Annotated in this window: 26 protein-coding genes and 2 pseudogenes; 21 read left to right on the top strand and 7 right to left on the bottom strand. The window is 44.7% G+C overall.

What is annotated here, in order from left to right:
• The 9 genes from J3492_RS00130 to J3492_RS00095 all read left to right on the top strand — a co-directional run bounded on the left by J3492_RS00130 (nucleotide 1) and on the right by J3492_RS00095 (nucleotide 4053).
• A complete protein-coding gene (locus tag J3492_RS00130) occupies nucleotides 1-276 on the top strand; it encodes a hypothetical protein (protein ID WP_207988488.1) in 276 nt (91 codons plus the stop codon).
• 24 nt (nucleotides 277-300) lie between these two features.
• A complete protein-coding gene (locus J3492_RS00125) occupies nucleotides 301-549 on the top strand; it encodes a hypothetical protein (RefSeq protein ID WP_207988486.1) in 249 nt (82 codons plus the stop codon).
• Entirely contained in the window at nucleotides 542-1204 is a 663-nt protein-coding gene (locus J3492_RS00120) for an HNH endonuclease signature motif containing protein (protein WP_207988484.1), read from the top strand. The genes J3492_RS00125 and J3492_RS00120 overlap by 8 nt, the downstream gene beginning before the upstream one ends.
• Nucleotides 1201-1464 carry a hypothetical protein gene (locus J3492_RS00115; RefSeq protein ID WP_207988482.1) on the top strand — a complete coding sequence of 88 codons (264 nt, stop codon included), beginning with the start codon at nucleotides 1201-1203 and terminating at the stop codon, nucleotides 1462-1464. Before J3492_RS00120 ends, J3492_RS00115 begins: the two co-directional genes overlap by 4 nt.
• Nucleotides 1448-2071, top strand: a complete 624-nt coding sequence (locus J3492_RS00110; protein WP_207988480.1) for an HNH endonuclease signature motif containing protein — start codon at nucleotides 1448-1450, stop codon at nucleotides 2069-2071. The genes J3492_RS00115 and J3492_RS00110 overlap by 17 nt, the downstream gene beginning before the upstream one ends.
• Complete coding sequence (locus tag J3492_RS00105; protein ID WP_207988478.1) at nucleotides 2064-2261, top strand: TraR/DksA C4-type zinc finger protein; 198 nt, start codon at nucleotides 2064-2066, stop codon at nucleotides 2259-2261. Before J3492_RS00110 ends, J3492_RS00105 begins: the two co-directional genes overlap by 8 nt.
• Before the next feature lie 66 nt (nucleotides 2262-2327).
• Entirely contained in the window at nucleotides 2328-2702 is a 375-nt protein-coding gene (locus J3492_RS00100; RefSeq protein WP_207988476.1) for a hypothetical protein, read from the top strand.
• Nucleotides 2696-3064, top strand: coding sequence for a hypothetical protein (locus J3492_RS13170; RefSeq protein WP_243453002.1), 369 nt, complete (start codon nucleotides 2696-2698; stop codon nucleotides 3062-3064). Before J3492_RS00100 ends, J3492_RS13170 begins: the two co-directional genes overlap by 7 nt.
• Nucleotides 3065-3084: 20 nt before the next feature.
• Complete coding sequence (locus J3492_RS00095) at nucleotides 3085-4053, top strand: tyrosine-type recombinase/integrase (RefSeq protein WP_341534072.1); 969 nt, start codon at nucleotides 3085-3087, stop codon at nucleotides 4051-4053.
• Nucleotides 4054-4333: 280 nt separating this feature from the next.
• Here the strand turns inward: J3492_RS00095 and J3492_RS00090 are convergent, their stop codons facing one another.
• Together J3492_RS00090 and J3492_RS00085 are read right to left on the bottom strand one after the other, a co-directional pair.
• The gene (locus J3492_RS00090) at nucleotides 4334-4771 is read right to left on the bottom strand and encodes a hypothetical protein (protein WP_207988471.1); all 438 of its coding nucleotides are present in this window, start codon (nucleotides 4769-4771) and stop codon (nucleotides 4334-4336) included.
• 216 nt (nucleotides 4772-4987) lie between these two features.
• A complete protein-coding gene (locus J3492_RS00085) occupies nucleotides 4988-5659 on the bottom strand; it encodes an alpha/beta hydrolase (RefSeq protein WP_207988469.1) in 672 nt (223 codons plus the stop codon).
• A gap of 294 nt (nucleotides 5660-5953) precedes the next feature.
• On the opposite strand from J3492_RS00085, the gene J3492_RS00080 reads away from it, so the two are divergent.
• From J3492_RS00080 to J3492_RS00070, 3 genes are all read left to right on the top strand, one after another.
• Nucleotides 5954-6733 (top strand): response regulator, encoded by a 780-nt coding sequence (locus tag J3492_RS00080; protein ID WP_207988467.1) that lies wholly within the window; start codon nucleotides 5954-5956, stop codon nucleotides 6731-6733.
• 39 nt (nucleotides 6734-6772) lie between these two features.
• A complete protein-coding gene (creC, locus tag J3492_RS00075; RefSeq protein ID WP_207988465.1) occupies nucleotides 6773-8488 on the top strand; it encodes a two-component system sensor histidine kinase CreC in 1716 nt (571 codons plus the stop codon).
• Nucleotides 8489-8601: 113 nt separating this feature from the next.
• The gene (locus tag J3492_RS00070) at nucleotides 8602-8787 is read left to right on the top strand and encodes a hypothetical protein (protein WP_207988463.1); all 186 of its coding nucleotides are present in this window, start codon (nucleotides 8602-8604) and stop codon (nucleotides 8785-8787) included.
• Nucleotides 8788-8938: 151 nt separating this feature from the next.
• On the opposite strand, the gene aroC is transcribed toward J3492_RS00070, so the two are convergent.
• Nucleotides 8939-10042 carry a chorismate synthase gene (gene aroC / locus J3492_RS00065; protein WP_207988460.1) on the bottom strand — a complete coding sequence of 368 codons (1104 nt, stop codon included), beginning with the start codon at nucleotides 10040-10042 and terminating at the stop codon, nucleotides 8939-8941.
• 65 nt (nucleotides 10043-10107) lie between these two features.
• Nucleotides 10108-11193, bottom strand: coding sequence for a 50S ribosomal protein L3 N(5)-glutamine methyltransferase (gene prmB, locus J3492_RS00060; protein WP_424108366.1), 1086 nt, complete (start codon nucleotides 11191-11193; stop codon nucleotides 10108-10110).
• A 481-nt stretch (nucleotides 11194-11674) separates the two neighbouring features.
• On the opposite strand from prmB, the gene J3492_RS00055 reads away from it, so the two are divergent.
• Both J3492_RS00055 and J3492_RS00050 read left to right on the top strand, forming a co-directional pair.
• Complete coding sequence (locus tag J3492_RS00055) at nucleotides 11675-13117, top strand: L,D-transpeptidase family protein (RefSeq protein WP_207988451.1); 1443 nt, start codon at nucleotides 11675-11677, stop codon at nucleotides 13115-13117.
• Between the two features lie 112 nt (nucleotides 13118-13229).
• Nucleotides 13230-14021 (top strand): aspartate dehydrogenase, encoded by a 792-nt coding sequence (locus J3492_RS00050; protein WP_207988449.1) that lies wholly within the window; start codon nucleotides 13230-13232, stop codon nucleotides 14019-14021.
• Between the two features lie 163 nt (nucleotides 14022-14184).
• Here J3492_RS00050 and J3492_RS00045 read toward each other — a convergent pair whose 3' ends face one another.
• Complete coding sequence (locus tag J3492_RS00045; RefSeq protein ID WP_207988447.1) at nucleotides 14185-14403, bottom strand: hypothetical protein; 219 nt, start codon at nucleotides 14401-14403, stop codon at nucleotides 14185-14187.
• Nucleotides 14404-14824: 421 nt separating this feature from the next.
• Here J3492_RS00045 and J3492_RS00040 point away from each other — a divergent pair, with 421 nt between their 5' ends.
• The 5 genes and pseudogenes from J3492_RS00040 (at nucleotide 14825) to J3492_RS00020 (ending at nucleotide 21256) form a co-directional block, all read left to right on the top strand.
• The gene (locus J3492_RS00040) at nucleotides 14825-15907 is read left to right on the top strand and encodes a YkvI family membrane protein (RefSeq protein WP_207988445.1); all 1083 of its coding nucleotides are present in this window, start codon (nucleotides 14825-14827) and stop codon (nucleotides 15905-15907) included.
• Nucleotides 15908-16018: 111 nt separating this feature from the next.
• Nucleotides 16019-18691, top strand: a complete 2673-nt coding sequence (alaS, locus tag J3492_RS00035) for an alanine--tRNA ligase (RefSeq protein WP_207988443.1) — start codon at nucleotides 16019-16021, stop codon at nucleotides 18689-18691.
• Between the two features lie 275 nt (nucleotides 18692-18966).
• Complete coding sequence (locus J3492_RS00030) at nucleotides 18967-20253, top strand: aspartate kinase (protein ID WP_207988441.1); 1287 nt, start codon at nucleotides 18967-18969, stop codon at nucleotides 20251-20253.
• 355 nt (nucleotides 20254-20608) lie between these two features.
• Nucleotides 20609-20776: pseudogene (gene csrA, locus J3492_RS00025) on the top strand (carbon storage regulator CsrA); the annotation flags it as partial.
• 105 nt (nucleotides 20777-20881) lie between these two features.
• Nucleotides 20882-21256, top strand: coding sequence for a HopJ type III effector protein (locus J3492_RS00020; RefSeq protein WP_207988439.1), 375 nt, complete (start codon nucleotides 20882-20884; stop codon nucleotides 21254-21256).
• Nucleotides 21257-21387: 131 nt separating this feature from the next.
• Here the strand turns inward: J3492_RS00020 and J3492_RS00015 are convergent, their stop codons facing one another.
• A complete protein-coding gene (locus tag J3492_RS00015) occupies nucleotides 21388-21699 on the bottom strand; it encodes a YeaC family protein (RefSeq protein WP_207988437.1) in 312 nt (103 codons plus the stop codon).
• Nucleotides 21700-21782: 83 nt separating this feature from the next.
• Nucleotides 21783-22787 carry an NAD(+) kinase gene (locus J3492_RS00010; protein WP_279381118.1) on the bottom strand — a complete coding sequence of 335 codons (1005 nt, stop codon included), beginning with the start codon at nucleotides 22785-22787 and terminating at the stop codon, nucleotides 21783-21785.
• Nucleotides 22788-23043: 256 nt separating this feature from the next.
• Between J3492_RS00010 and J3492_RS00005 the strand changes: the two genes are divergently transcribed.
• Together J3492_RS00005 and J3492_RS13430 are read left to right on the top strand one after the other, a co-directional pair.
• Nucleotides 23044-23763 (top strand): Bax inhibitor-1/YccA family protein, encoded by a 720-nt coding sequence (locus tag J3492_RS00005; RefSeq protein ID WP_207988432.1) that lies wholly within the window; start codon nucleotides 23044-23046, stop codon nucleotides 23761-23763.
• Between the two features lie 196 nt (nucleotides 23764-23959).
• Nucleotides 23960-24033, top strand: a pseudogene (locus tag J3492_RS13430) (transposase); the annotation flags it as partial.

Below are 24033 nucleotides of genomic sequence, written 5' to 3'. Positions count from 1 at the left end.
ATGTCAAACCCCAAAGCCGTGCGAGTATACGTACCCATCATCGCAAACCCTAAGTATTTGGTGAAAGTCGGTGACAAGTTAAAGATGACCAAAGGGCCAGAGTTTACTCGAGCGGTATACGATGGTGTGGCTACGGTTATAGATGTAGACCCAGTAGACCAGTCCTTTCGGATTGAGTTTGAAAGCGGTGCAAAGCTTTATATGAAACCACCAACGGGCCCATCCCTACTCACTTACTCATTATATGACATTAGATTCGCAGTCATTCACAGCTAACTATGACCATCAAAAGGATTAATTATGACTATTTTAGCCCAGTTAAACAAAAACCTGTCATTGCAAATGGCGAACATCATGGGCGCTGACAGCGACGAAGAAGAGCTAAAAGCCGTCGCTGAGCAAACTCGCCAGCTGACAGCCGTCAGCAAGCAAATCATCGATAGCCATCGCTTGGTGTTAGACGCCAATAAGTTTGCGTACTCAACAGGCGAAGAGGTGCGCATGGGAGCTGAGCTGCTAGAAGTTGGTTATGGTGGTATCGATGGCTAAATATATTCGCTGGCGTGTCACCAAGGCCCACCATGACTTCATCAAAAAACATCAAGCGCATATCACTCGTAAAGAGCTGGCAAGGATGTTTAATGAGAAGTTTGGACTGTCTGTCAGCGTGCCAAGTATCGCAAGTTACGCCAAGCGTCATGGCATGCTTAGAGTGATTACGCCACTGATTCATAAGCCTGAGCACTTGCAGTATTTAGAAGACAATCACGGGCTGTTGCCACGCAGTCAGTTGACCGATAAGTTTAACCAGCACTTTGGCACCAGCTTTACCGTCAAAGACATAAGAACCGTCTGCAGACGGCTTGACTTAAAGATGGAAAAGGTAAGGCGTAATCATTTGCCTGTTGGCTCGGTGCGTAGGCGGACCAAGTATCTACACATCAAAGTCGGCGAGCCAGACGTGTGGAGAAGCCTACACAGGCACACGTATGAAGAACATTATGGGCCGATACCGCCAGACTATATCGTTATGTTTGCCGACGGTGATTATGACAATACCGACATTGAAAACTTGGTTTGCGTGCCAGCGGATGCAAGCTGGATCATCAACAAACACAGCGTGGCCAAGACAGAAAACCCCGAATTAAACCGTGCAGTGATGCTAACTGCGGCACTGAGTGTATTGAATAAGGATGAAACATGAGTTTATTGGCAAAGCTAAACAATGTGCTAGAAAACCAGCTGGATGTACTGAACAGTGCCGACTTGGTAGGTGACGAGCTTGATGAAGAGATACGCCGAATCAAGTCCATTAACGAGGTGTCAAAGCAGATTGTCTCTGTAAACCGACTGGATTTAGATGCGATTGAGGTGGACTTGGAGTACGGCGGCGAGCGTGTTGACAAAGGCCTTCTTACGGTGAGTGGTAATAAAAAGGGAAATAACAATGGCGAAGGGTTATAAGATCAACTGGACTGATGCCCATATTGCTTACATAAGAGCAAACCAGTATGGCATTACACGGAGATCACTGTTTGAGAAGTTGGTGAATGAATTTGACGACCTTGATGATAATGTCAACTTCAACAATATGAAGGCCCTAATATCTCGTCTTGAGCTGAGCAACGGCAGAGACGGAAGAATGGTGTCCGGGCACACCCCGTGGAATAAGGGCAAAACAGGCTATATGGGCGCAAACAAAACATCCTTCAAAAAAGGAATGATTGCTATTAATAAGCGCCCAATTGGGTCTGAACGCATATGCCAAAGTGCTGGTTATACCTTGGTCAAGGTGTCAGATACAGGCAAGCGTTGGCAGCACAAGCATAAGCTGTTATGGGAGCGCCATCACGGGCCGATACCTGATAACCATTGTATTAGGTTTATAGATGGGAATAGACAGAATATCGTACTGAGTAATTTGATTTGCTTGCCTCGTGCAGTGCATGCAACGCTCAATCACCACTTGAAACCAAACACTAAAGACGCTGATCTAAACAAAACTATAATTCTGGCCGAATGCGTTAGGCAGAAAGTAAGAAGCAAACAAAAAGGATGTCATGATGGCTGATGATATTGATCGTGCAAACACGTCTATAGATGCTGAAATGAAAGCACGCCTGCGTGCCCTACCGGTATTCGATGTCCCGTCGCTCTCTGAGTGTATGCAGTGCGGTGAAGAAATACCAAGCAAGCGGCGGGCGCTGGGCGGTGTAAGTCGCTGCATTGACTGCCAAACGGTCTATGAAAAACGCAAATGAACGCAAATGAACGCAAATGAACGCAAATGAACGCAAATGAACGCAAATGAACGCAAATGAACGCAAATGAACGCAAATGAACGCAAAAAAGGATTGATCATGTGTTTCGAGTTTAACAAGTATGCAGAAGTCACAGAGCTTGCAGTATTGTGCAACAAAGAATATCAAGCACGGAACTACAATCGCTTGTTTCTGCGTAGTGAAAAAAGCGTCTTTAGTATCGCCCGTTTGTCAAAAAACCCTGACGGCAGCTGCGCTGTAGAGTATCAGGAAATCAAGAAGTCAAAAAAGAGTGACTGTTTAACGTATGCAACATCAATGCAGATACTCACTAATGACGACTTTGAGACCTTGCGCTGCAACGCTTACGACAGCGTAAAGAGCGCAATACAAGCGCTAGGCGAATTAACGTGTAGAAAAAAGGAGGGCCCACCATGTTAAATCAGAGCGAAACGCTCATCGGCGTACTGCACGAGCTTGGCCTAACCCCACTCGACTGGGTCGATGCTCAGCAGTTCTCAGCACTGACTGGTATTGAAGAAAAGAAACTGCCCGCACGTAAGCGGCGGTGGCCAGAAAACGTTGTTTGGATGAAGCAGTCGGGTAATATATATTACTCGATAAGAGGATATAACAAATGGATGACCAGCCAAGCAAAAGAAAAATGCCGACAGGCGTCCGGATCAGACATGGCCGCTTGCAAATCTACTTCAGTCGCAACAAAGAGACGTACAACGTCACGCTCCCATACCCCACAACTGCAGCGGGCATCAATACAGCCGTTAAAATTAGACGTGAACTGATCACCAAAGCCGAATGGGGTGTGCTTACTGATGACGACATCGCTCTTGCTCGGGGTGATGTCGTTGCTGACGATAGCAAAATTGTCGATAACGGCGTACTATTTCAAGAAGTCGCTCAAAAGTACTTAAAGCATTGCGAAGCCAATCAGGATTCTAAAGGCGACTACCTAAGCGCTCTTAACAAGCACTGGATGCCACGCCTGGCATTAATGCCTATCGACAAAATAACATCAGACAAGGTTCGTGATGTCATTGCAGATATCGGCTTTAACTCAGACAAGACCTATAATAACTGTCTGGTACCACTGCGCGGTGTTTTTGACAAAGCGATAGAGCTAAGACTAATCACGCCAGCCGACAACCCAATGTCGATGATCAAGAATAAAAAAGTACAGTCGGGGCTGCCAGATCCGTTTACTCGAGATGAGATGGATGCGCTATTAAATTGGCTTGATGTGAATTTAGAGGGTAAAGATAGGTTTTATTACTGGTATTTTGAAATGGCGTTTTGGACAGGTTGTCGTCCCAGTGAGCTGATAGCGCTTAGATGGAGCGATATTGATTGGTTTAACGGCTCAATGATCATTAGCAAAAGCCGTGTGCGAGGTGTCGAAAAGCAAGTAACAAAAACGCACACTGCACGAGAGGTATATCTAAACGATCGCTCAAAGCGAGCACTTGAAGCACTCGATGCAATGAAGCTGCATGACGACTATGTGATGATCTGCCCAGAGACCAGCCAGCCTTTTTACAACGAAAAACCCGCCCGCATGCGCTTAATTGATGCAATGAAAGCTAAGCGAGTGCGTCACCGTCCTGCATACAATGCCAGGCATACCTATGCTACTATGCTGCTGATGGCTGACGTGAATCCAGTGTTTGTAGCCAACCAACTTGGACATAGCTTGCAGATGCTTATTAAGAGATATGGCCGCTGGATCCACGGGGACCAAAACAAGATTGAGATATCAAAACTGCCAACGAATTAATAGCTGTGACATGATTCTTGACAGGATTGTATGACACGCTATGACATACAATGACATTTCAGCAAGCTAAGTCATTGATATTACTAAGTCAAAATATCATAGCGTGTTATAGAGTGTCATCAAATCGGGTTCAACTCCCGCCATCTCCACCAAATTCGAAAAACCGACCACTTAATTTAAATGGTCGGTTTTTTTATGGTTGGTTGTTATTTTTAAGATCATACGCCTAGACTACTTCCATCTAGAGCTTGTATTTAAAGCGCTGTCGAAAACATGCTGATTAACTCGCAGGATTATCCAAAGCCCATCGATATAGCTTCCTAAGTCCATAACTTGCCGGATCGACCAGCTCAAGCATATCTGCACAAGCTTCGGAACAAAACAACCGATACTCAGGATTATAGAACCCGGGAATCACTGTTCTAATCAATGCCAGATAATCATATTTAAAGTTTTGGCGTTTATTAAACCAACGTATGGCATAGTCAATATCACACATCACTGGCACCAACACCCAATGACTGGGTTCCATATCAATAACCTTACGACGTAGGCCACCATCACGATGACTTGAACTGATACAGTCATAACGTCCCTCCCCTAAACTATCAATCACCAGCTCGCAGTGACTGTATGGAGAGCCATCAATCAAGCTAATCATTCGATCTAATGCCTTGCCCTGCTTAGCCACATAAAACGCTAAATAAGTCATTTTCATTGTACGCCTCCAGAGATTATCTTTGATTGACCGTTAAACCGCTGATTTGAACCATACAGGGTCATACTGGTTTATATCTTTTATACTACACGATGAAATACAATTAAGTCGATAAAGAGAATAAAGACCAGAAAGTTAGAGCAGGTTGAACGTTTAATAAAAAAACTCCGTCATTACTGACGGAGTTTGTATAACAGCTTTATGTTTTAATGACTTTTAATGCAATACAGTATTCAGCCACTTGCCGATATTTTCAATCTGCGGCATACATACCTGGTGCGCCATTGGGTAAGTATTATACTCAACAGGATAACCTTTAGCGGATAGCAGCTGTTGTGCTTGTTGGCCTAGGACAGCCGGGACCACTGGGTCATGAGTACCATGCTCGATGAGTATCGGTATGTCCTTATTGGCCGCACTGTAATCGATATCATCATTGGTTGCCAAATAAGTTGACAACGTCATCAGGCCCGCTAATCGCTGCGGGTAGCCAAGTGCCACATGATAGGCCACCGCCCCACCCTGCGAAAACCCTGCTATCACGATGTGCTCAGGTGCGACACCGCGCTCAATTTCACGACTGATTAAATCATGAATTTTTTGTGATGACGCTTCGATTTGTGCACTATCGACTTTGCGCTCAAGGCTCATCTCTAGGATGTCATACCATGCTGGCATGACCATGCCGCCATTAATAGTCACAGGGATATTTGGCGCATGTGGAAAAATAAAGCGTACGGCCATATCATCAGCCAAACCCAACTGCGGTACAATGGGTTCAAAGTCGTGACCACTGGCACCTAAACCATGCAGCCAAATGACTGATCTATCTATTGGTTTTTGCGATGGGTTGTGCTCAACGATGACCGCATCTAAATATTTGCTCATATAATCTAGCTTCCTTTTATAATAAATATAACCTATGACAAGGCTGTTTTACGCAAAAGCGCCAGCCAAAAAACGACCTACTCGTAGTCTTAGTTTTCATCAATTTTTCACACTTTATAGTCAGTCACCAAAGAGTACGACCATATATTTGTGCTACGATAATTTATTGATTTTGGCGTAGCGCCTATCTATTGTATGACGCTCTATTATTATTTTTCAATGCTCATATATAGACGGGTATAATTCAAGCCAATTCAGCATCAACCATTTTTCTTATACAAAGACACAAAGCCTATGACCCATATTTTATTGGTAGAAGATGATCCTGCTATTGCCATGTCGCTCAAAGTGACCTGCAAGCGTGAAGGCTGGAAAATCACGTGGCTAGATAACGCCAGTCGTGTATTACCGATGCTGCATAGTGATGCGGCTCAAGACCTATCCGCGATTATTCTAGATGTGGGACTACCAGATGGTGATGGTTTGAGCTTATGCCAACAAATACGTCATACAGATGGTATTGGCAACTTAAAAGATATTCCGATTGTATTTTTGACTGCTCGTAGTGATGAGGTAGATCGTATATTAGGGCTAGAAATGGGTGGCGACGACTATTGTGCCAAGCCTTTTAGTCCACGAGAGCTCGTTGCCCGTCTCAAAGCCATTTGGCGCCGTGAGCAGCTGCTGTCACAACAGCCTGATCTTTCTACAGGATTAGACGATACTGATAATGGCAGTGTCTCTAATGAGACACAAGGTCAAGCGTTAACATTTGACGGCCCATCTGGTATCTGGCATTACCAACCGCTCAATTATTCATTGACATGGAATGACACCAAACTAGAGCTGAGCAATACCGAGCGCAATATTTTATTGACTTTGCTACAAGCACCCAATCAGGTCTTTAGTCGTGAACAACTATTAAACGCTGTCAGCGACTATCCCGACCATCGCTTGGCTCGAACGATAGACAGTCATATAAAGTCGATTCGTAAGCAGCTGGCAGCTATTGATGCCAGTATTGATGTCATCCACACCCATCGTGGGCTTGGTTATGCATTATGTCCTGCTTAGTAGTGGTCATTCACTACCTCACACAGCTGCTTTATAAATATGAATCATAAAAAAGTGAATGGCTATATTAACAGTCATGATAATAACCGCTCTAATACCAATCAAAGCAATTGGTACGCCAAGTTACACCCTATTGGTACAGCAAAGCAAACTGCTAAGCCTGAGCGATTACTTAATTTAAGTATATTTTTTAGGATTTGGCTCGCCGTCGCTTTAGTGCTTGTTATTTGTGGTGCACTTGTATTTGGCCAGTTATTTGGTTATGTCAAGCCTACAGCGCAGCAGGTTATTGAAGATACTTTGCTCGACACCAGCAAACTACTCGCAGCCAGTCTACAAACGCCCTTATCTTCAGGGCAATTATATGATGCTGACTTTCAGGCGCAGCTTGATGCTGCTTTTTCTGGTCCGTCAACAAGCAATCAACCCATAACCCCTGAATATCAAAAGAAAAGTTTTAGTAGTTTTAGAGTGTATGTGACAGATAATCAGGGTATGGTCATTTATGACTCACTATCCCAACCTGATAATGACGAAGGGCAAGACTATAGCCAGTGGAATGATGTCTATTTAACCTTAAAAGGAGAGTATGGGGCGAGAAGTACGGTGCGCAATCACCGCCATCGTGATGGCTCAGTCATGTACGTGGCGCAGCCAATCAATAACGCTGCCGGCGATACAATTGGTGTCGTCAGCGTTGGCAAGCCAACCGCTAGTGTGCGACACTATCTAGACAATACCCGCAAACGGATGCTAATTACAGCCCTGCTTATGAGCATTATCGCTCTGATACTAGCAGGACTGGTGGCATGGTGGCTGAAGCAGAGTATTACCTTAGTTACTCAATACACTGGGGCTTTAGCAGAGGATACTAAAAAGCCTTATTTTTATTTAGGCCATGAGCTCAACAGCCTAACAGACACGATTGAGACCATGAAGCATCGCTTAGAAAATAGAGCGTATGTCACTGACTATGTCCATACCCTAACTCATGAGCTCAAAAGCCCTTTGACAGCGATTCGTGCCAGTGGCGAGCTGTTAGAGGATGACGAACTGGATGCTGAGGATCGGCAGATGCTCATTCAAGCCGTTGGGGAACAGAGCATCAAAATGCAGCAGCTGATCGATCGTCTGCTCCTGCTTGCCAAAACTGAGCAACCGACCTTTAAGCTGAATCGACAACTGACTCCTTTATTACCATTGCTACAGAGCTTAGCAAAAGACAATGCGGCAAAGTTGCAACAGCAGCAGCTCTCGCCTATTAGCATTTATATTGATGATAAAGATATGTCAAAAGCCACTGCTTTGTCAGCAGATATATTGGCAACTACCAGTATTTTCGCTGATCAGTTTTGGTTGGTGCAGGTACTACAAAACGTGTTAGACAATGCCATTCATTTTGCCGATAACACGATCAATGTCTATATGCATAGCACTGCAAAAGCCGTCACCATAGAGGTTTTTAATGATGGTAAATGGTTGCCTGATTACGCTATTGACAAAGCTTTTGATCGTTATTTTAGCCTATCACATCAAAGTCAAAGTGAGCATGCCTCTATGTCTAGCGGCGCTCTAAAAAAAGGCACTGGTCTTGGTCTAACCTTGGTCAAACAAGTGATTGAACATCATGGCGGCCATGTGAGCATTCGTAATGTTGGTAGTAGCGCTAATGATGCTAATAAGGAGGTTGATACTAATACAAGTCAGAGTTCTGGCGTGATGGTTAGCCTTACCCTCCCCTTGGCTAAAGATTAAAAAGGACGAGTATTTATTATAGTTCATCAACTTTCCATCATTCCTACACAGGTTTTCTATCTCTTTGTTTTACGATAGCGTCATCGAAATCGTAAAACAAAGAGAGAAACTCTATGCAGCATATTGTTATTAAAAGCCTGTTAGGTCAGAACCGTCATCGTTGCGCACAGGCTTTATCGGACCAAGGCATCGACAGTATTGAGTTTGGCCACTGGTTGGCCATTCCCAGTCAGCGGTTATTATTGGTTTTTCGTCATCAGCACTGTGTGGCTATTGATGATTATCAATTGACAGTTTAAGACCTCTATTAACCTACCAACTAGAGCCTATCATGAACTGATTAACTACTCTTTTGAGAGTCCAAAAAAAAGCCCTGTATCATATCTATTAATATTTCATTAGATATGATACAGGGCAGATAGCTTTACAATATATTTTACTAAGACGACTTTAAGTAATTGATTCTACCGGCTGCTTAACATCGGTATTTTGCCCACGATGACGCAGATAATGATCGAGTAAGACAATCGCTAGCATGGCCTCTGCAATGGGCGTGGCTCGCACCCCAACGCAAGGATCATGACGGCCTTTGGTGAGCATATCGACCGCTTCGCCTTGAGTATTGATACTCTTGCCAGGTGTGGTGATACTAGACGTTGGCTTTAGGGCGATACTGACACGAATATCTTGGCCTGACGAGATGCCGCCCAAGATGCCGCCTGCATGATTAGCAGTAAACCCCTCCGGCGTCAGCTCGTCACGGGAGTGATGACCAAACTGCCCTGCTACCGCCATGCCATCGCCAATCTCGACACCCTTTACCGCATTGATACTCATCATGGCATGAGCAATCTCAGCATCCAAACGGTCAAATACTGGCTCACCAAGTCCGACCGGTACGCCACTGGCGATAACTTCTAGCTTAGCGCCACAGCTGGTACCTTCTCGGCGTAGATTATCTATCAAGGTCTCAAAGCGACCAATAGCGTCTTTGTCAGCAGTGAAGAACGGGTTGCTATTCACAAACTTCCAGTCAATTTGACGTGTGTCTGTGATGTTACTATATTCGTTGCCAATCTGAGTCACATGACCACGGATTTGCACCCCTAAGCGCTCTTGTAGATATTTCTTTGCGATGGCGCCTGCGGCTACTCGCATTGCCGTCTCACGTGCTGATGAGCGCCCACCGCCACGATAATCACGAAAACCATACTTCATACTGTAAGTATAATCGGCATGACCTGGACGAAAGGTATCTTTAATGTCGCTATAGTCTTTGGATTTTTGATTGGTATTACGAATCAACAGACCGATAGAGGTGCCCGTGGTTTTGCCTTCGAACACCCCCGAGATAATCTCGACTTCATCAGACTCTCGGCGCTGAGTTGCGTACTTGGACGTCCCTGGTTTGCGGCGGTCCAAATCCACTTGCAAATCAGCGCTAGATAACGCCAACCCTGGCGGTACACCATCCACAATTGCCATAAGGCCTGCACCATGTGACTCACCGCAAGTGGTCACCGTAAAAGCCTGTCCAATACTATTGCCTGCCATATCTATCCTTAAACCCGTAAAACTTCTTCAGAAACACTTCATTGAGATCTTGAGTAACCACTATACTATTGAGCATTGTCCAGTAGCTGCACATAATGTGCAAATAATTCACGGTGCTTTATGAGCTCATCATAGGTCATAGCAAAGACACCGTGACCACCAAGCGCAAATGTCAGCCAATTAAACTGAATCTCTGGGTACGCTTGATTGAGCGCCCACTCACTATCACCGACCTCACACACAAGCAGACCTTCAGACGTTAAGTAGTCTGGCGCTTCAAATAAAATACGATGTACCAAATCCAGCCCATCTTGCCCTGCAGCTAATGCATGCTCAGGCTCGTACAAAAACTCTGGCGGTAGATCTGCCATAATCGCGGCATCAACATAAGGCGGATTGGTAACGATGAGCTCATACTGATTGTCAGCAGGTAGCTTGGCAAATAAGTCTGACTCAATCACATTGACTTGATGACCCAGATCATGATGATCGACATTAACCATCGCCACCTCTAAGGCCCCTTTATCGATATCGGCAGCATCGACCAGCGCATCGACGAAGCGTGTCGCCATTGCAATAGCAATACAACCAGAACCTGTACATAAGTCTAAAATACGCTCTGGCTGTGGTAACTGCTTGGCATCTAGCCCATGCTCATAGAAGGTAGCAGCTTGGCCATCGACTGCTATGCCAAGCGGCTTAGCCATATCGTTGACATTAAAATAGGGATAGAACTGTTGACGAATCAACTCGGCAACTGGCGAGCGTGGAATCAAAACCCGCTCATCCACATAAAAAGGTAAATCACAGAAATAAGCCAAATTAATCAGATAGCTTAATGGCTTACGCCCAGCAATACGCGCTTCTAGTAAGCTCAAAACGTCTTGCTTTTCTGAAGCCGTCAAGCGGCAGTCGAGTATCTGCTCATTTGCCGCCCAGTCCAAAGATAAAGAATGCAACACAATAGCAGCGGCTTCAGCAAACTCATCATTCGTCCCTTGCGCAACGACGACATCGTAATTGCGTAATTGAGTCACGGCAAAGCGAATAAAATCACGGATACTAAACAGCTGCTCACGAGCTTCTTCGAGTTCGTTATGCAAGTTTACATACTCACTGTGATCGGTAACAAACGCACTATCAGCTTCCATATTATGGTCTAAGATTGTGGGGTTAGGCTCATCGTTAAACTGCTTTTGAAACGCTTCTGCACTCATAGTCTGGTGTTCTGGCATATCGCACCTTATTGATTACATGCTCTTGGTCTACATGCGGGTTAATTAATTCAAATATGATGTGTGCATTATAGACGCAAAGCCGATACAGCGCCAACGACTATCCATCTGACTGTCAAACAATAACGTGCCAGCCTCAGAATTGCTTTCACTATGATGACCTAATGATGAGTAGTGACTGACCAATGACTAATGTAGCACCTTACTAAACCTTTCGATAACAAGCAGTTAAGCAATTTAACAGCCTTACTATTGAGTGAACATTACTCAAATGTAGTCAATACGTCAATAGGTGACGTTTAGCTTCTTCTCAACGCAAAAAGATGTGTCAAAAGTTTGCGTAGTATCTGAATTATGCGCATAATAGCCTCATTGTAACCACTGACTGTGATTTAACATGATGAAAATAAAACCTCTTATTACTGCTATGTCTATCGCAGCGATTAGCGCTACGATGAGTATCAGTACTTTTGCTGCAACCAATGATAACGCTCGTACTTTGTCAGCACACAGCGCAGACAATCTACCTGATATGGCTGTGCTCGCCAGCCTTGATATCCAAGAAAGCCGTAGCAGCTCTGCTGAGAGCAACTCTGCAACCTCTAGCGCTACTGACCGCATGAGCCAGCTGATCGATGCCAAAAACAAAGCTAACCAGAACAATGAAACAGTAGATGCGCCAGCCACAGTAGAAGCGCCCACTATAGAAGCGCCGGCCGTAGCCGCTGACAATATGAGTGCACAAGAGCTGACTCGTAAAGACGAGCAGTCTGATAGCACTGATGACATCACTGAAGGCCAAGCAGTTGCAGCCCCGAGTGAGGGCGCCTCTGTCGACACAACGAACCCGCTTTCTTTTGAGCTTCCCAATAATCAGCCGTTACAGAGCTTGGGTGATGACACTGCCATCAAAAGTATTGAGGACAAAAACGGTAAAAGATATACCACGCTGAACCTATCAAACTATGCCAAACAAGTAAACGACGCCTCTTGGTCACCGAATATGAAAGTCAACTCGGCGATGACGATTAAGATGCAGGCTTTGCTTGATTGGAACCATGCATCGCCTGGCCCCATTGATGGTGGTTGGGGTATGAATAGTAAGAAGGCTTTAACCAACTTCCAAACCATGAAGGGCTTACCAGCAACTGGTAAGATGGATCAAAAAACTTGGAATGCTTTGATTGAAAACATTCCTGCTAATAAGCCTGTGCTCGTCACTTATACGCTCACAGAAGATGATATCAAAACTAAATTTGCGACCACCCCTTCTGGCTCAGAAGCCAAATCCAAGATGAAAGGGCTGTACTATCAAGACATCAAAGAGATGCTTGCGGAGCGCTTTCATATGGATGTGCGTTACTTGGATAAGCTCAATAAAAACAAAAAGTATCAAGTTGGCGAAACCATCACAGTGGTCAATAACCGTGAGCCACTAAACAAACGCATCAATCGGGTGGTGGCCAATAAATCCGACAAAACCTTATATGCTTATAACGGTGATCAGTTGGTTGCTACTTATCCAACTACCGTCGGTAGTGCGGCTACCCCTTCCCCTCAAGGCACCTTTAAGATCATCAATAGAGTTAAAATGCCTTGGTATAAAGCCACTGTCGGTAAGGGTGATAAGAAAAAAGTACACATGCTGCCACCTGGCCCAAACAACCCGGTAGGTGTAGTATGGATGGGACTATCCAAGCCCTCTTACGGTATTCATGGCTCACCAAAGCCTGAAGGCATCAGTCGCCAAGCATCAGCAGGCTGCGTGCGCTTGACCAACTGGGATGTGTTAGAGGTCTATGCCAATATTGAGAACGGTGCGACAGTCGAGCTCAAGTAAACGTGTTGAGTATTAAAAAACACTTTGAGCGATAAAAACCGCTTTGTCAAAAAGACCTTATATAAGGTCTTTTTTTTAGCATTGAGCTATTTTTTAGATATAGGTGTTTATTATGAAAACCGTGATGTTTATAGGTTATGGATCGATGGCGAGAAAGGTGCATGAGATGCTGCCGAAAGATATCAAGCTATCCACAATTCTCGCCAGCGCTCGAAGTGCAGAGCGCCTAAAAAGGGAGATGGGCGAATCTGTAACGATTATTACTGCTGTAGAGGAGTTAATAAAGACCCCTGACATCGCTATTGAAATGGCAGGACAAGAAGCACTCAAAGAGCATGGGCTCAAAGTTTTACAGAAAAAAATCCCTCTTGGGGTGGTCTCTGTGGGCGCTTTTACCGATGAGAAGTTTGCGGTTGCACTACATGATGCTGCAAAAACGCAAGGGGTGAACATTCATCTCTTAGCAGGGGCGGTTGCCGGCATCGATGGCATCAATGCTGCAAGCTTAGCTGGTCTTGACAAAGTGATTTATCAAGGTAGAAAAAACCCATCCGGCTGGCGGGGCAGTTATGCTGACGAGCTGATTGACTACGACTCTTTAGAGCAGTCGACGATATTTTTTACTGGGACGGCAAGAGAAGCGGCAAGTCTGTTTCCTGATAACTCAAATGTGGCTGCGACCATCGCTCTTGCAGGCGTTGGGTTAGATGAGACCCAAGTCGAGCTGATCGCTGACCCTGCCCTAACCCACAACATTCATCATATTGTAGCTGAAGGCGTATTTGGCAAACTTGAGCTCAGCATAACCGGATTACCTCTAGCCGAAAACCCCAGAACTTCAAGCCTAGCAGCATTTAGCGCTTTACGCTTATGTCATCAAGTAAATCAAGTTCTACAGCTGTAGAGCGCTAGCAGCAAATACTTGAATAGCATCAGTATGGAAAATGGAAACCCCAGCGACACAGCAGTACCTTTAAGCTGAGCCAGCTGTCGCTACCTATGTGACATTACCTATGTGGCATCAATATATATGCGCCATACGGTTGGCTTTTTTAAACCGTCTGACCCTACACGCGGCGGCTGTTGTCTGTTTCTTCGCCAGTGATGCTGCTGATTTTTTTGGTAAAAAACAGTCCAGCGGGTATAGACACCAATAGCCCCACCACCACAGCAATTTGGATATGTGGAATTTCGTTAAACCCAGTCACCAAAGCTGCAATAATGAGCACACCGACAATAACCGTTGCTGCCATCGAGTAAACCATAGAGAATAGTGGCCAGTTCATAATATAATCCTCATTTAAAGGGGTATAACCACTGTATACCCTAAATCCACACTACTAGTAAGCCTTTATTATAAACCAATACACTACTTATATCGACTGACTTTTAGTAAATAACCTCATTATTATTATGGATTAATATGGGACATCCTAAACCCTAATCATTTTTTCTTGGCCTGTCAGTTAGAGAGAGTCAAAATACCCTGAAATACAGATCAGACTTGAAAACAACATCCCGCCAAGTACAATGTACCTCGCAATAAACAAGCACTCCCTTTTCATCGCAAATGATAGACAGGTAATCCGGTAGCACAGACATTACTGCGACCTTAATCTATGTCTAGTCATAGGATATTTGCATTAAACAATAATTAAGGCACATTTTCCCTAAAAACTATAACTTCAGGGATAGGAGTACAAAACAGTGAATAAACAGTCTTGGCAAATAGCGGCAGCCTATATGTCGGTAGTGGTTGGCGGGGGTTTTGCCTCTGGTCAGGAAGTGCTGCAGTTTTTCACCGGTTACGGTATGTCAGGTGTTATAGGCACACTGGTTAGTGCTGCTCTTTTTGCATTTTTAGGAATGCAAATAGCACGCATGAGCTCAAGCATGCAGGCTCATTCCCACAAAAAAGTCTTGTACACCTTGTTTGGTACACGTGCAGGCTTTGTTATGGACGTGGTGTTGTCATTCTTTTTGTTTGGCGTTGGCGTGGTTATGCTTGCGGGTAGTGGTTCGATTTTCGCTCAGCAGTACGGCTGGCCACCACTGGTAGGTGGTGTTTTTATGACAGTACTGGTGATTGCCACGCTTTGTTTGAATGTAAGAGGCATCATAAGACTCATCAGTATCATCATGCCTGTACTGCTATTATTGATACTGGCAATCACCACTTACTCAATTTTTACCAGTAATGTCGCCAACGACACGCTAAATGAAGTCGCAAAAGAGATACCCACCATCAGCTCGGACTGGCCGGTTTCAAGTTGGATATTTGGCGCCCTACTTTATGCTTCATTTAATATTGCGGTTGGCTTTCCTATGCTGGCTGTGATTGGTGGGTTGACTCATTCACAAAAAACAGCAGCCATGGGCGGAGCAATGGGCGGTCTTGGCTTGGGTCTGTTGATATTCTTACTTAATATCGGGCTTTTTGCCAATATCGATACACTCATAGGCGTTGAGATGCCTACTTTAGGACTCGCTGCAAATATCTCACCAGTGTTAGCCCTGATTATGTCGGTGACGCTTATTTGTATGATATACAGCACCGCAGTGGGTATGTTTTTTGCTTTTAGCACCCGCTTTGCTAAACCAGGAGCAAAGGGTTTCAAATGGCTAAGTGCATTTTTTGCCATCATTGGTCTGGGCCTAAGTCAGCTTGGTTTTAGCAAACTCATTGGCACCGTGTATCCAATGCTGGGTATCGTTGGTCTAATTATGATTGTGGCGATTATTTTGGCATGGTTTCGTAGCCGCAATCAGCCAGCACAAACACCAAACTAAAACTGCGCATACTTAGTCTTCTATATCAACACCCTTGGCGTTTGTGCTAAAATCGCTTGCAAAATCATTTAACTTATTTTACTCAATACCACCCGTCAGTAAGGAGCCGCTGTGAGTCAGCCATTTCGCTCAGCCGATATTCGTCAAGCCTTCATAGATTATTTTATAAGCAAGCAGCACACCGCAGTCCCCTCATCGAGCCTGATTCCGCATAACGACCCGACATTATTATTTACCAATGCGGGGATGAATCAGTTTAAAGAGACATTTTTGGGAATGGAGACTCGTGACTATACCCGGGCGGTGACCTCACAAAAATGCGTGCGTGCAGGTGGCAAGCATAATGACTTGGACAATGTCGGTTATACGGCTCGCCATCATACGTTCTTTGAGATGCTGGGCAACTTCTCTTTTGGCGATTACTTCAAGCAAGCTGGTATCGCTTATATCTGGGAGTTTTTGACCTCAAAGGACTGGTTGGCAATCGATAAAGACCGCTTATACGTGACTATTTACGAAACCGACGACGAAGCCTTTGATATTTGGCACACTGAAATTGGTATCCCTGCAGAGCGCATCATTCGTATCGGTGACAATAAAGGTGCCCCTTATGCGTCTGATAACTTTTGGACGATGGGTGATACCGGTCCTTGTGGTCCTTGTACCGAAGTGTTTTATGACCATGGCCCTGAAATAGAAGGTGGCCTTCCAGGTACGCCTGAAGAAGATGGCGACCGCTTTATCGAGATTTGGAACTGCGTATTTATGCAGTTTAATCGCCAAAAAGACGGCACCATGTTGCCCCTACCTGCACCAAGTGTCGATACAGGCATGGGGCTTGAGCGCATCAGTGCTATTATGCAAGGTGTACATAGTAATTATGAAATAGACTTGTTTGTACACTTAATGGATGCGGCAGCAGATATTCTAGGTATCGCTAATGAGCAACAAGCTTCTCTGAACGTCATTGCTGATCACATTCGTGCGGTGGCGTTCTTGATTGCAGATGGTGTGCTACCAAGCAATGAAGGCCGCGGTTATGTCTTACGCCGTATCATTCGCCGAGCGGTACGTCATGGCAATAAACTTGGTGCAGAGAGTGATTTTTTCTATAAAATGGTGGCGCCACTTGTCGCTGAAATGGGTGATGCGTATCCAGAGCTAAAAGACAAACAAAGCCAAATTGAAAATGCGATTCAAAAAGAAGAAGCGCAGTTTGCCAAGACTTTAGCGCAAGGCTTACGTCTGCTTGCCAGCGAGCTTGAAGACTTGCAAGATGGTGACACCCTCTCTGGTGCAGCAGCATTTAAACTCTATGATACTTATGGCTTTCCGCTGGACTTGACCGCTGACATTACTCGTGAGCGTGGCATCCTCATCAACGAGGACGAGTTTGACGAGCACATGCAAGCACAGCGCGACCGAGCTCGTGATGCTGGTAAGTTCGATGTTGATTATAGTAGCGTTATTCAAGTCGACACCCCTACTGAGTTTATCGGCTATGAGCAATTGACAGAAGACAATGTCACTCTGCTCGCTGTCTATCAAAACGGAGAAGCCACTGAGGCTCTAAACGAAGGTATGGAAGGCGTCGTCGTCCTTGATCGTACGCCGTTTTATGCTGAAGGCGGTGGACAAGTGGGCGAGCTTGGCGAGATCCGTACCGCTACTGGTGTATTTGAGGTGCAGGATACCAAAAAATCCGGTCAAGCCATTATTCATCATGGTATCGTCACGATGGGCGAGATCAGTGCCAAGCAAAGCGCTGAAGCGCAGGTACTGTCAGATATTCGTAGTGCCAGTGCTAAAAACCATTCCGCCACGCATTTATTACACGCTGCTCTACGGCAGGTACTTGGTCACGATGTGACCCAAAAAGGCTCATTGGTTTCAAGCGACGTGTTACGTTTTGACTTTTCTTATGACAAACCCGTCACTGACACTGAAATCATGCAAATTGAGCGTTTGGTCAATGAGCAAATTCAAGCCAATGTCCAAGCGTGTATCGAGCATATGCCTATCGACGACGCCATGAATAAAGGCGCAGTCGCCCTGTTTGGTGAAAAATACGGTGATGACGTACGGGTACTAACCATGGGCACAGAACAAGTGGTCGATGGTCAGCGTCAGCCCTTCTCTATCGAGCTATGCGGCGGTCTGCACGTAGAGCGTACTGGCGATATCGGTATCTTCAAAATCACCAGCGAGGCCGGTATCGCCGCTGGCATCCGCCGTATCGAAGCCGTCACAGGTATGAACGCTGTCAAGTACTTGCAACAAGGTGATCAACAGTTGAGCGAGCTGGCAGCACAGCTAAAGGTCAAACGTCCTAATATTGCTGCACGTGTGCAGACCATGGCAGACAAGCAGCGTGAGCTTGAAAAACAGCTTGAACGCTTACAGCAAAAAATGGCAAGTGCGCAAGCAGCAAACCTACTTGATGATGTGCAAAATATCGCTGATGTACCCGTATTGATTAGTACCTTATCAGGGATTGATGGCAAGTCGATTCGCACGCTGATGGATGATATCAAATCCAAGCTTCCTGATAGCGTCATCGTTTTGATCGGTGATAAAGACGGACAGTTGGCATTGGCAGCCAGTGTCGCCAAGTCTGTCACTGGCCGTATCAAAGCCGGTGATATCATTCGCCATTTGGCAGGCGAGCTTGGTGGTAAGGGTGGTGGTAAACCTGATTACGCTCAAGGCGGCGCACCAAAACCTGATAATAGTGCTGCTATTATCGGCAGCTTACCGGCTTGGCTCGAATCACAGCTGGGTTAGTGGTCTAAGACTTGCCAAACCTAAGTGATTAAGCAACAAGCATGCGATTGGTTATACCTGTTATAACCAATCGCCATATATCAAAACACGGCTATGACTTAATTTCAGCGCATGATTGTGGTATAAAGTAACACTGTCTAAAAACAACACCATCAATATACAGTCAATGCACTGTAAAATGATGTCGTTTTTACAACTCGACTTTAAAGCATCCAAAACCCGTTCATTAGCAATGAATTTTAACCAACAGCCATCATGAATAATAGGTAAAACTTATGGCGTTAATAGTACAGAAATACGGCGGTACCTCAATGGGCAGTATCGATCGTATTAAGAACGTCGCAAAACGTATCAAGCGCTGGCATGACAATGGCCATCAAGTCGTCGTCGTCGTCTCTGCTATGAGTGGCGAGACCAACCGCCTTATCGATTTAGCGCGCCAGATTAGTAGTGATCCAGACCCTCGTGAATATGACCAAATGGTCTCTACTGGCGAGCAAGTATCCATCTCGCTACTGGCAATGGCTATCAAAGAGCTGGGCGTGGGCGCACGTTCATTTACTGGTCGTCAGGTGGCGATTAAAACCGACAGCTCACATAATAAAGCTCGCATCGAAAGTATTGATGATGCCAGCATCCGTGAGCAGCTAGATGCCGGCAATGTCGTTATCGTTGCAGGGTTTCAGGGTGTCGATGACCAAGGTAATGCCACCACTTTAGGTCGTGGTGGTTCTGATACTACTGGCGTCGCTGTGGCAGCAGCATTAGGCGCTGATGAGTGCCAAATATATACAGATGTGGATGGGGTCTACACCACTGATCCACGTGTCACCTCAAAAGCCAAAAAGTTGGAAAAAATCACCTTTGAAGAAATGCTAGAAATGGCAAGCCTTGGCTCCAAAATCTTGCAAATTCGTTCAGTAGAGTTTGCTGGCAAATATGGTGTACCGTTACGTGTCCTCTCAAGCTTTGATGAAAATACGGACGGTAGCTTTGATCAAGACTTCCAAGATAATGTTGGTACCTTAATTACGATAGACGAAGGAGACAGTATGGAACAGGCAATCATCTCAGGTATCGCCTTTAACCGTGACGAAGCAAAAATTGTAGTACGCGGCGTACCTGACCACCCCGGTATTGCCTCTGCAATCCTGACACCTATCGGCCGTGCAAATATCGAAATCGATATGATCGTACAAAACCTGTCTACTGGGGGTACCACTGACTTTACCTTTACCGTCAATCGTACTGACTTAGATAAAGCCATAAAAGTCCTAAATGATGAAGTCAAAGACGACATCGGTGCCAAAGAGATTTTAGGGAATAGCGAAGTGGTCAAAGTCTCCTTGGTCGGCGTGGGCATGCGCTCACACGCTGGAGTTGCCAGCCTTATGTTCCAAACCCTCGCTGAAAACAACATCAATATCCAAATGATATCGACGAGTGAAATCAAAATTTCCGTACTGATTCAAGACCAGCATTTAGAAAAAGCAGTTAAGTCGCTGCACACTGCATTTGGACTTGATCGTGAAGATGGTGATAGTCGAGTGGCAGGACAGTAAGGCTTAAAATAAACAACCATCTGCATGATTTTTGCTATTTGTATGGAGAATAGAGTCGTTACTGACTCTATTCTTTTTAACTTTTAGGCTGACGAAAGGTGATAATTACCCAGCAGTTTTGTTAAAAGCCGTGACAGTATCTATTATGCCACCTATAATGGTGGCTCATTTGGGCTAAATGAACCTACCTATTATCATCGTATATCATATCTTACTTTACTTTAATTTGAGACGAAACGTATCATTTTGAGATTATTATTGATAAGATATTTATGCAATGATGTAACGATGATTTGCAATTGAGATGTAATGTAATGAGTAATATTTTTTTAATGCGACATAAGGAGTGTGACGCATGCTAATTTTAACACGCCGTGTGGGCGAGACATTAATGATCGGCGATGAAGTCAGTGTGACTGTATTAGGGGTCAAAGGCAATCAGGTACGCATAGGTGTTAATGCGCCAAAAGACATTGCTGTACATCGTGAAGAGATTTATCAACGTATTCAACATGAGCGCTCTGTTCAGTCGCAGATGCAACATCTTGAGCAAGGCAATTTTGCGCCTTCATTTGATGACGAAGATTATTTCAATCGTTAATTTAACTTGCTTTGAGGTCACTTACTTATGAGTATCCGCCAATCTGATATATCGGCTCTACTTAATGGTTTGAACAAAAAAGCCATTGGATTTAATGATGTCATCAGCTTTATCGATGATTTTTATCGCTATGCACCAGTGCCGTTCGTGAACGGGATGCAGCACAATCAAGCCGGTGAAAACGAAAGCAGCGCCAAGATTTTTGGCTTTGCAAAGCTACATGGTTTGAGCCAGCTCGATACCCTGACACTGTTTGGTGAGCACTATGCTAAAGTTAAAGCGACTCCAAAGGGGACAGACCACGCCAATATTCGTAACTTTTTACATTGGGGTTGGCAGGGTTTTTTGATGGAAAAAAACCCACTTACTCTACGTCCAAGTGTAGACACTACGGCAATATAACGAGCAAGTGTGTGTAATCATTTTGGCTCAAAATGAGCAGTCATTATGATTAAGCTATCAGCATATCAGCTAATAAACAAAAGCCACGCTATACTATATAGCGTGGCTTTTTTATACTGGCTTGAGGGTGTTTATTTATTAAGAAACTTCACAGGCTGAATGGCACCTTTAGGATTTGGCAGATTAGGGTAATGATGTTCATGCTCGACATCACACTCAGCACCAACAACCGAGCCATCGTCTTTAATAGGTTTATGAATATAACCGGTACGCTCAGCAGGTGGTAAATGCTCGTGCTCCCATATCATGACGGCCTGCATGCAAGTCTCTCGCTGCTCAACAGTCAATCGTCTACCATCAGGCCATTTGCCCAGCTCTATCGCTACACGGAACTTTTCGACCACATCAGGGGTTAGACTGGCCAATATCGTTTGCTTATCCATCTTGTCTTTTCTCCACCACTATCTTCAATCTCTATGTTAGATCATATAACTGTCTAATAACTGGGGTTATTTATTATCAATATCTACTCATCATCAATAATATCATCATCTTTATCCAGACTAAACTCTTCAGCATGAACATTCCAATGCAATTTGGTTCGACAGGCTTCATAAAAGTCAAAACCAGGCGGATGTAGCAAGGTGAGTTTGTCTGGGTGTTTGCGAATATACAGCCGCTGGTCTTGTTCGATAGGTACACTGGCTTTGCCATCTGCACTCACCATAGGTTGGGTACGATTATCCTCATGAATCCGAATGCAAACCTCACTATTGCCACTGACCACAATCGGCCGACTAGACAAGGTATGTGGATGCATAGGGACGAGACAGATGGCGTCCATACTGGGATGAATAATAGGGCCACCACCTGACAGCGCATAAGCAGTTGAACCTGTAGGAGTCGCTGCGATCAGCCCATCACTATGCTGACGATAAACATCTTGGCCATCAATTTTCATCTGAAAATCAATCATATGCACAGATTTACCAGCATGCAACACCACATCATTTAGCGCCATATCTTCATGCAGGACTTCTCGACCTTGGCGGATCTCCATCATAAGCAAAAACCTATGATCCAGCTGATAATCACCCATAAGCACTTGGCGCAATTTAAAAGCCGCTTCTTTAGGCTTAACATCAGCCAAAAACCCCAGACGACCTCGGTTGACCCCTAGCACGGGTACGCGATAACGTGCTAACGCTTCTGCAGCATGAAGTATGGAGCCATCACCACCAACCACGATAACTAAGTCACAAATCTCACCAATCAAACTACGCTTGACAATTTTGACCGCAGCTATTTCGGTTAAGTCCAAAGTCGGTAAATTGGCTGTTTGCACATCCATAATCAATGTCAAATTCATCTCATTGATGGTTTGGGCAATCTGCACCAGGCTTTTAGTAACGCTGCGCTTCCCTGCTCGGCCCATCAGACCAATGCGACGAAAAGCAGGGTTTTTAATGGCATGAAAGAGCTCTGATTCATGTAAGTGTGGCAGCCTTTCTGACTGCGCTGAGTTTTCCATAAAGCGACTCGACATAACTTTAAAATACAGGGCAATGATAGCGATAAATGCGTGCTTAAACTAGCCTGTTTTGTCAATTATCATTGTTAACGGTGATGATTGACCCCATACTATAACCTATCAAACGAATTTTTATATTCATTGCAATACGTTGCTAAGCCTTGAGGGCTGTCACGTATACACAGTTGACAATAATGTCGGTTTTGCTAAAGTAGCTGCAATCTATTTTTTATATTATTTAATTAAGGATATTTTTATGGCCAATCCTATTGTCAGTCGCGCAGAACTTGCGATCGGCGGCAAGTCGATGACCGTTAAAGGCGTGGTACAAAAGACAACAATGCTTTTAGGGTTGTCAGCGCTATCTGGTCTAGGCTTCTTTTTTTATGCGATCGCTGCTGGGTTATCTAGTGGTTTTATTTACATGACGTCTATCATCAGCATGTTTGTTGGTGTGGGTCTAGCGTTTTTCATTATGTTCAAGCCGCATATGGCAAGAACGCTTGCTGTACCTTACGCCTTAGTCGAAGGGCTATTTTTGGGTGGCATCTCTATGATATTTATGAGTATGTACCCAAGCGTGCCTCTGACGGCACTCTGTGCCACCTTTGTGACCGCAGCGGTCATGCTTGGTCTATACCGCTCAGGTATCGTCAAGGTCAATGATAAGTTTCGCTCTATTATGATGTCGGCTATTTTTGCCATTATGATCTTGTATCTTGTACAGTGGGGTTTTGTCTTATTTGGTTCCAGCCTACCGTTTTTGTTTGATGGTGGTATGATTGCAATTGGTTTTAGCTTATTTGTAATCGTCATCGCATCATTTAGCTTATTGCTTGATTTTGATAACATCGAGCGTGGTGTTGCTATGGGTGTGTCTGAAGACTATGAATGGGTCTTTAGTGTTGGCCTTATTGCGACCCTAGTGTGGATGTACATTGAGTTTTTACGTTTACTGAGCTATTTACAAGACTGATGTCATCGCTGTTTTCAATTACCAGAACCGCCTTTGTCGAGGCGGTTTTTTTATGATATAAATTTGGCTTATTTAGGTTTATCATCCAGCGCCGTAAAACCACGTCCTTCTAGGGCGTGGATATCAGGCGTCAACCGTTGTCGCCCAATATTGCAAGTGCCTTGATAATCACACCCATTGAGATCATAATTACTCCATGAAAACGCTCAAACTACGCATCAAAGACAAACACGCCAAGCAGCTCAATATCTTAGCTGGGGCGGTTAACTT

The sequence above is a fragment of the Psychrobacter coccoides genome, assembly GCF_017498085.1.
GTDB lineage: Bacteria > Pseudomonadota > Gammaproteobacteria > Pseudomonadales > Moraxellaceae > Psychrobacter > Psychrobacter coccoides.
The sequence above is the reverse complement of the archived record's forward strand: the minus strand, read 5'-3'. Positions and strand labels throughout refer to the sequence as shown.

Bases quoted from the DNA above. Each gene is read 5' to 3' on its own strand.
- J3492_RS00120 (WP_207988484.1), top strand. From the start codon at position 542: ATGGCTAAATATATTCGCTGGCGTGTCACCAAGGCCCACCATGACTTC.
- J3492_RS00020 (WP_207988439.1), top strand. From the start codon at position 20,882: ATGAGTATCCGCCAATCTGATATATCGGCTCTACTTAATGGTTTGAAC.
- J3492_RS00015 (WP_207988437.1), bottom strand. From the start codon at position 21,699: ATGGATAAGCAAACGATATTGGCCAGTCTAACCCCTGATGTGGTCGAA.
- J3492_RS00105 (WP_207988478.1), top strand. From the start codon at position 2,064: ATGGCTGATGATATTGATCGTGCAAACACGTCTATAGATGCTGAAATG.
- J3492_RS13170 (WP_243453002.1), top strand. From the start codon at position 2,696: ATGTTAAATCAGAGCGAAACGCTCATCGGCGTACTGCACGAGCTTGGC.
- J3492_RS00005 (WP_207988432.1), top strand. From the start codon at position 23,044: ATGGCCAATCCTATTGTCAGTCGCGCAGAACTTGCGATCGGCGGCAAG.
- J3492_RS00055 (WP_207988451.1), top strand. From the start codon at position 11,675: ATGATGAAAATAAAACCTCTTATTACTGCTATGTCTATCGCAGCGATT.
- J3492_RS00115 (WP_207988482.1), top strand. From the start codon at position 1,201: ATGAGTTTATTGGCAAAGCTAAACAATGTGCTAGAAAACCAGCTGGAT.
- prmB (WP_424108366.1), bottom strand. From the start codon at position 11,193: ATGGAAGCTGATAGTGCGTTTGTTACCGATCACAGTGAGTATGTAAAC.
- J3492_RS00050 (WP_207988449.1), top strand. From the start codon at position 13,230: ATGAAAACCGTGATGTTTATAGGTTATGGATCGATGGCGAGAAAGGTG.
- J3492_RS00125 (WP_207988486.1), top strand. From the start codon at position 301: ATGACTATTTTAGCCCAGTTAAACAAAAACCTGTCATTGCAAATGGCG.
- J3492_RS00045 (WP_207988447.1), bottom strand. From the start codon at position 14,403: ATGAACTGGCCACTATTCTCTATGGTTTACTCGATGGCAGCAACGGTT.
- J3492_RS00110 (WP_207988480.1), top strand. From the start codon at position 1,448: ATGGCGAAGGGTTATAAGATCAACTGGACTGATGCCCATATTGCTTAC.
- J3492_RS00030 (WP_207988441.1), top strand. From the start codon at position 18,967: ATGGCGTTAATAGTACAGAAATACGGCGGTACCTCAATGGGCAGTATC.
- J3492_RS00085 (WP_207988469.1), bottom strand. From the start codon at position 5,659: ATGAGCAAATATTTAGATGCGGTCATCGTTGAGCACAACCCATCGCAA.
- J3492_RS00100 (WP_207988476.1), top strand. From the start codon at position 2,328: ATGAACGCAAATGAACGCAAAAAAGGATTGATCATGTGTTTCGAGTTT.
- J3492_RS00080 (WP_207988467.1), top strand. From the start codon at position 5,954: ATGACCCATATTTTATTGGTAGAAGATGATCCTGCTATTGCCATGTCG.
- aroC (WP_207988460.1), bottom strand. From the start codon at position 10,042: ATGGCAGGCAATAGTATTGGACAGGCTTTTACGGTGACCACTTGCGGT.
- creC (WP_207988465.1), top strand. From the start codon at position 6,773: ATGAATCATAAAAAAGTGAATGGCTATATTAACAGTCATGATAATAAC.
- J3492_RS00010 (WP_279381118.1), bottom strand. From the start codon at position 22,787: ATGGAAAACTCAGCGCAGTCAGAAAGGCTGCCACACTTACATGAATCA.
- J3492_RS00090 (WP_207988471.1), bottom strand. From the start codon at position 4,771: ATGAAAATGACTTATTTAGCGTTTTATGTGGCTAAGCAGGGCAAGGCA.
- J3492_RS00070 (WP_207988463.1), top strand. From the start codon at position 8,602: ATGCAGCATATTGTTATTAAAAGCCTGTTAGGTCAGAACCGTCATCGT.
- J3492_RS00130 (WP_207988488.1), top strand. From the start codon at position 1: ATGTCAAACCCCAAAGCCGTGCGAGTATACGTACCCATCATCGCAAAC.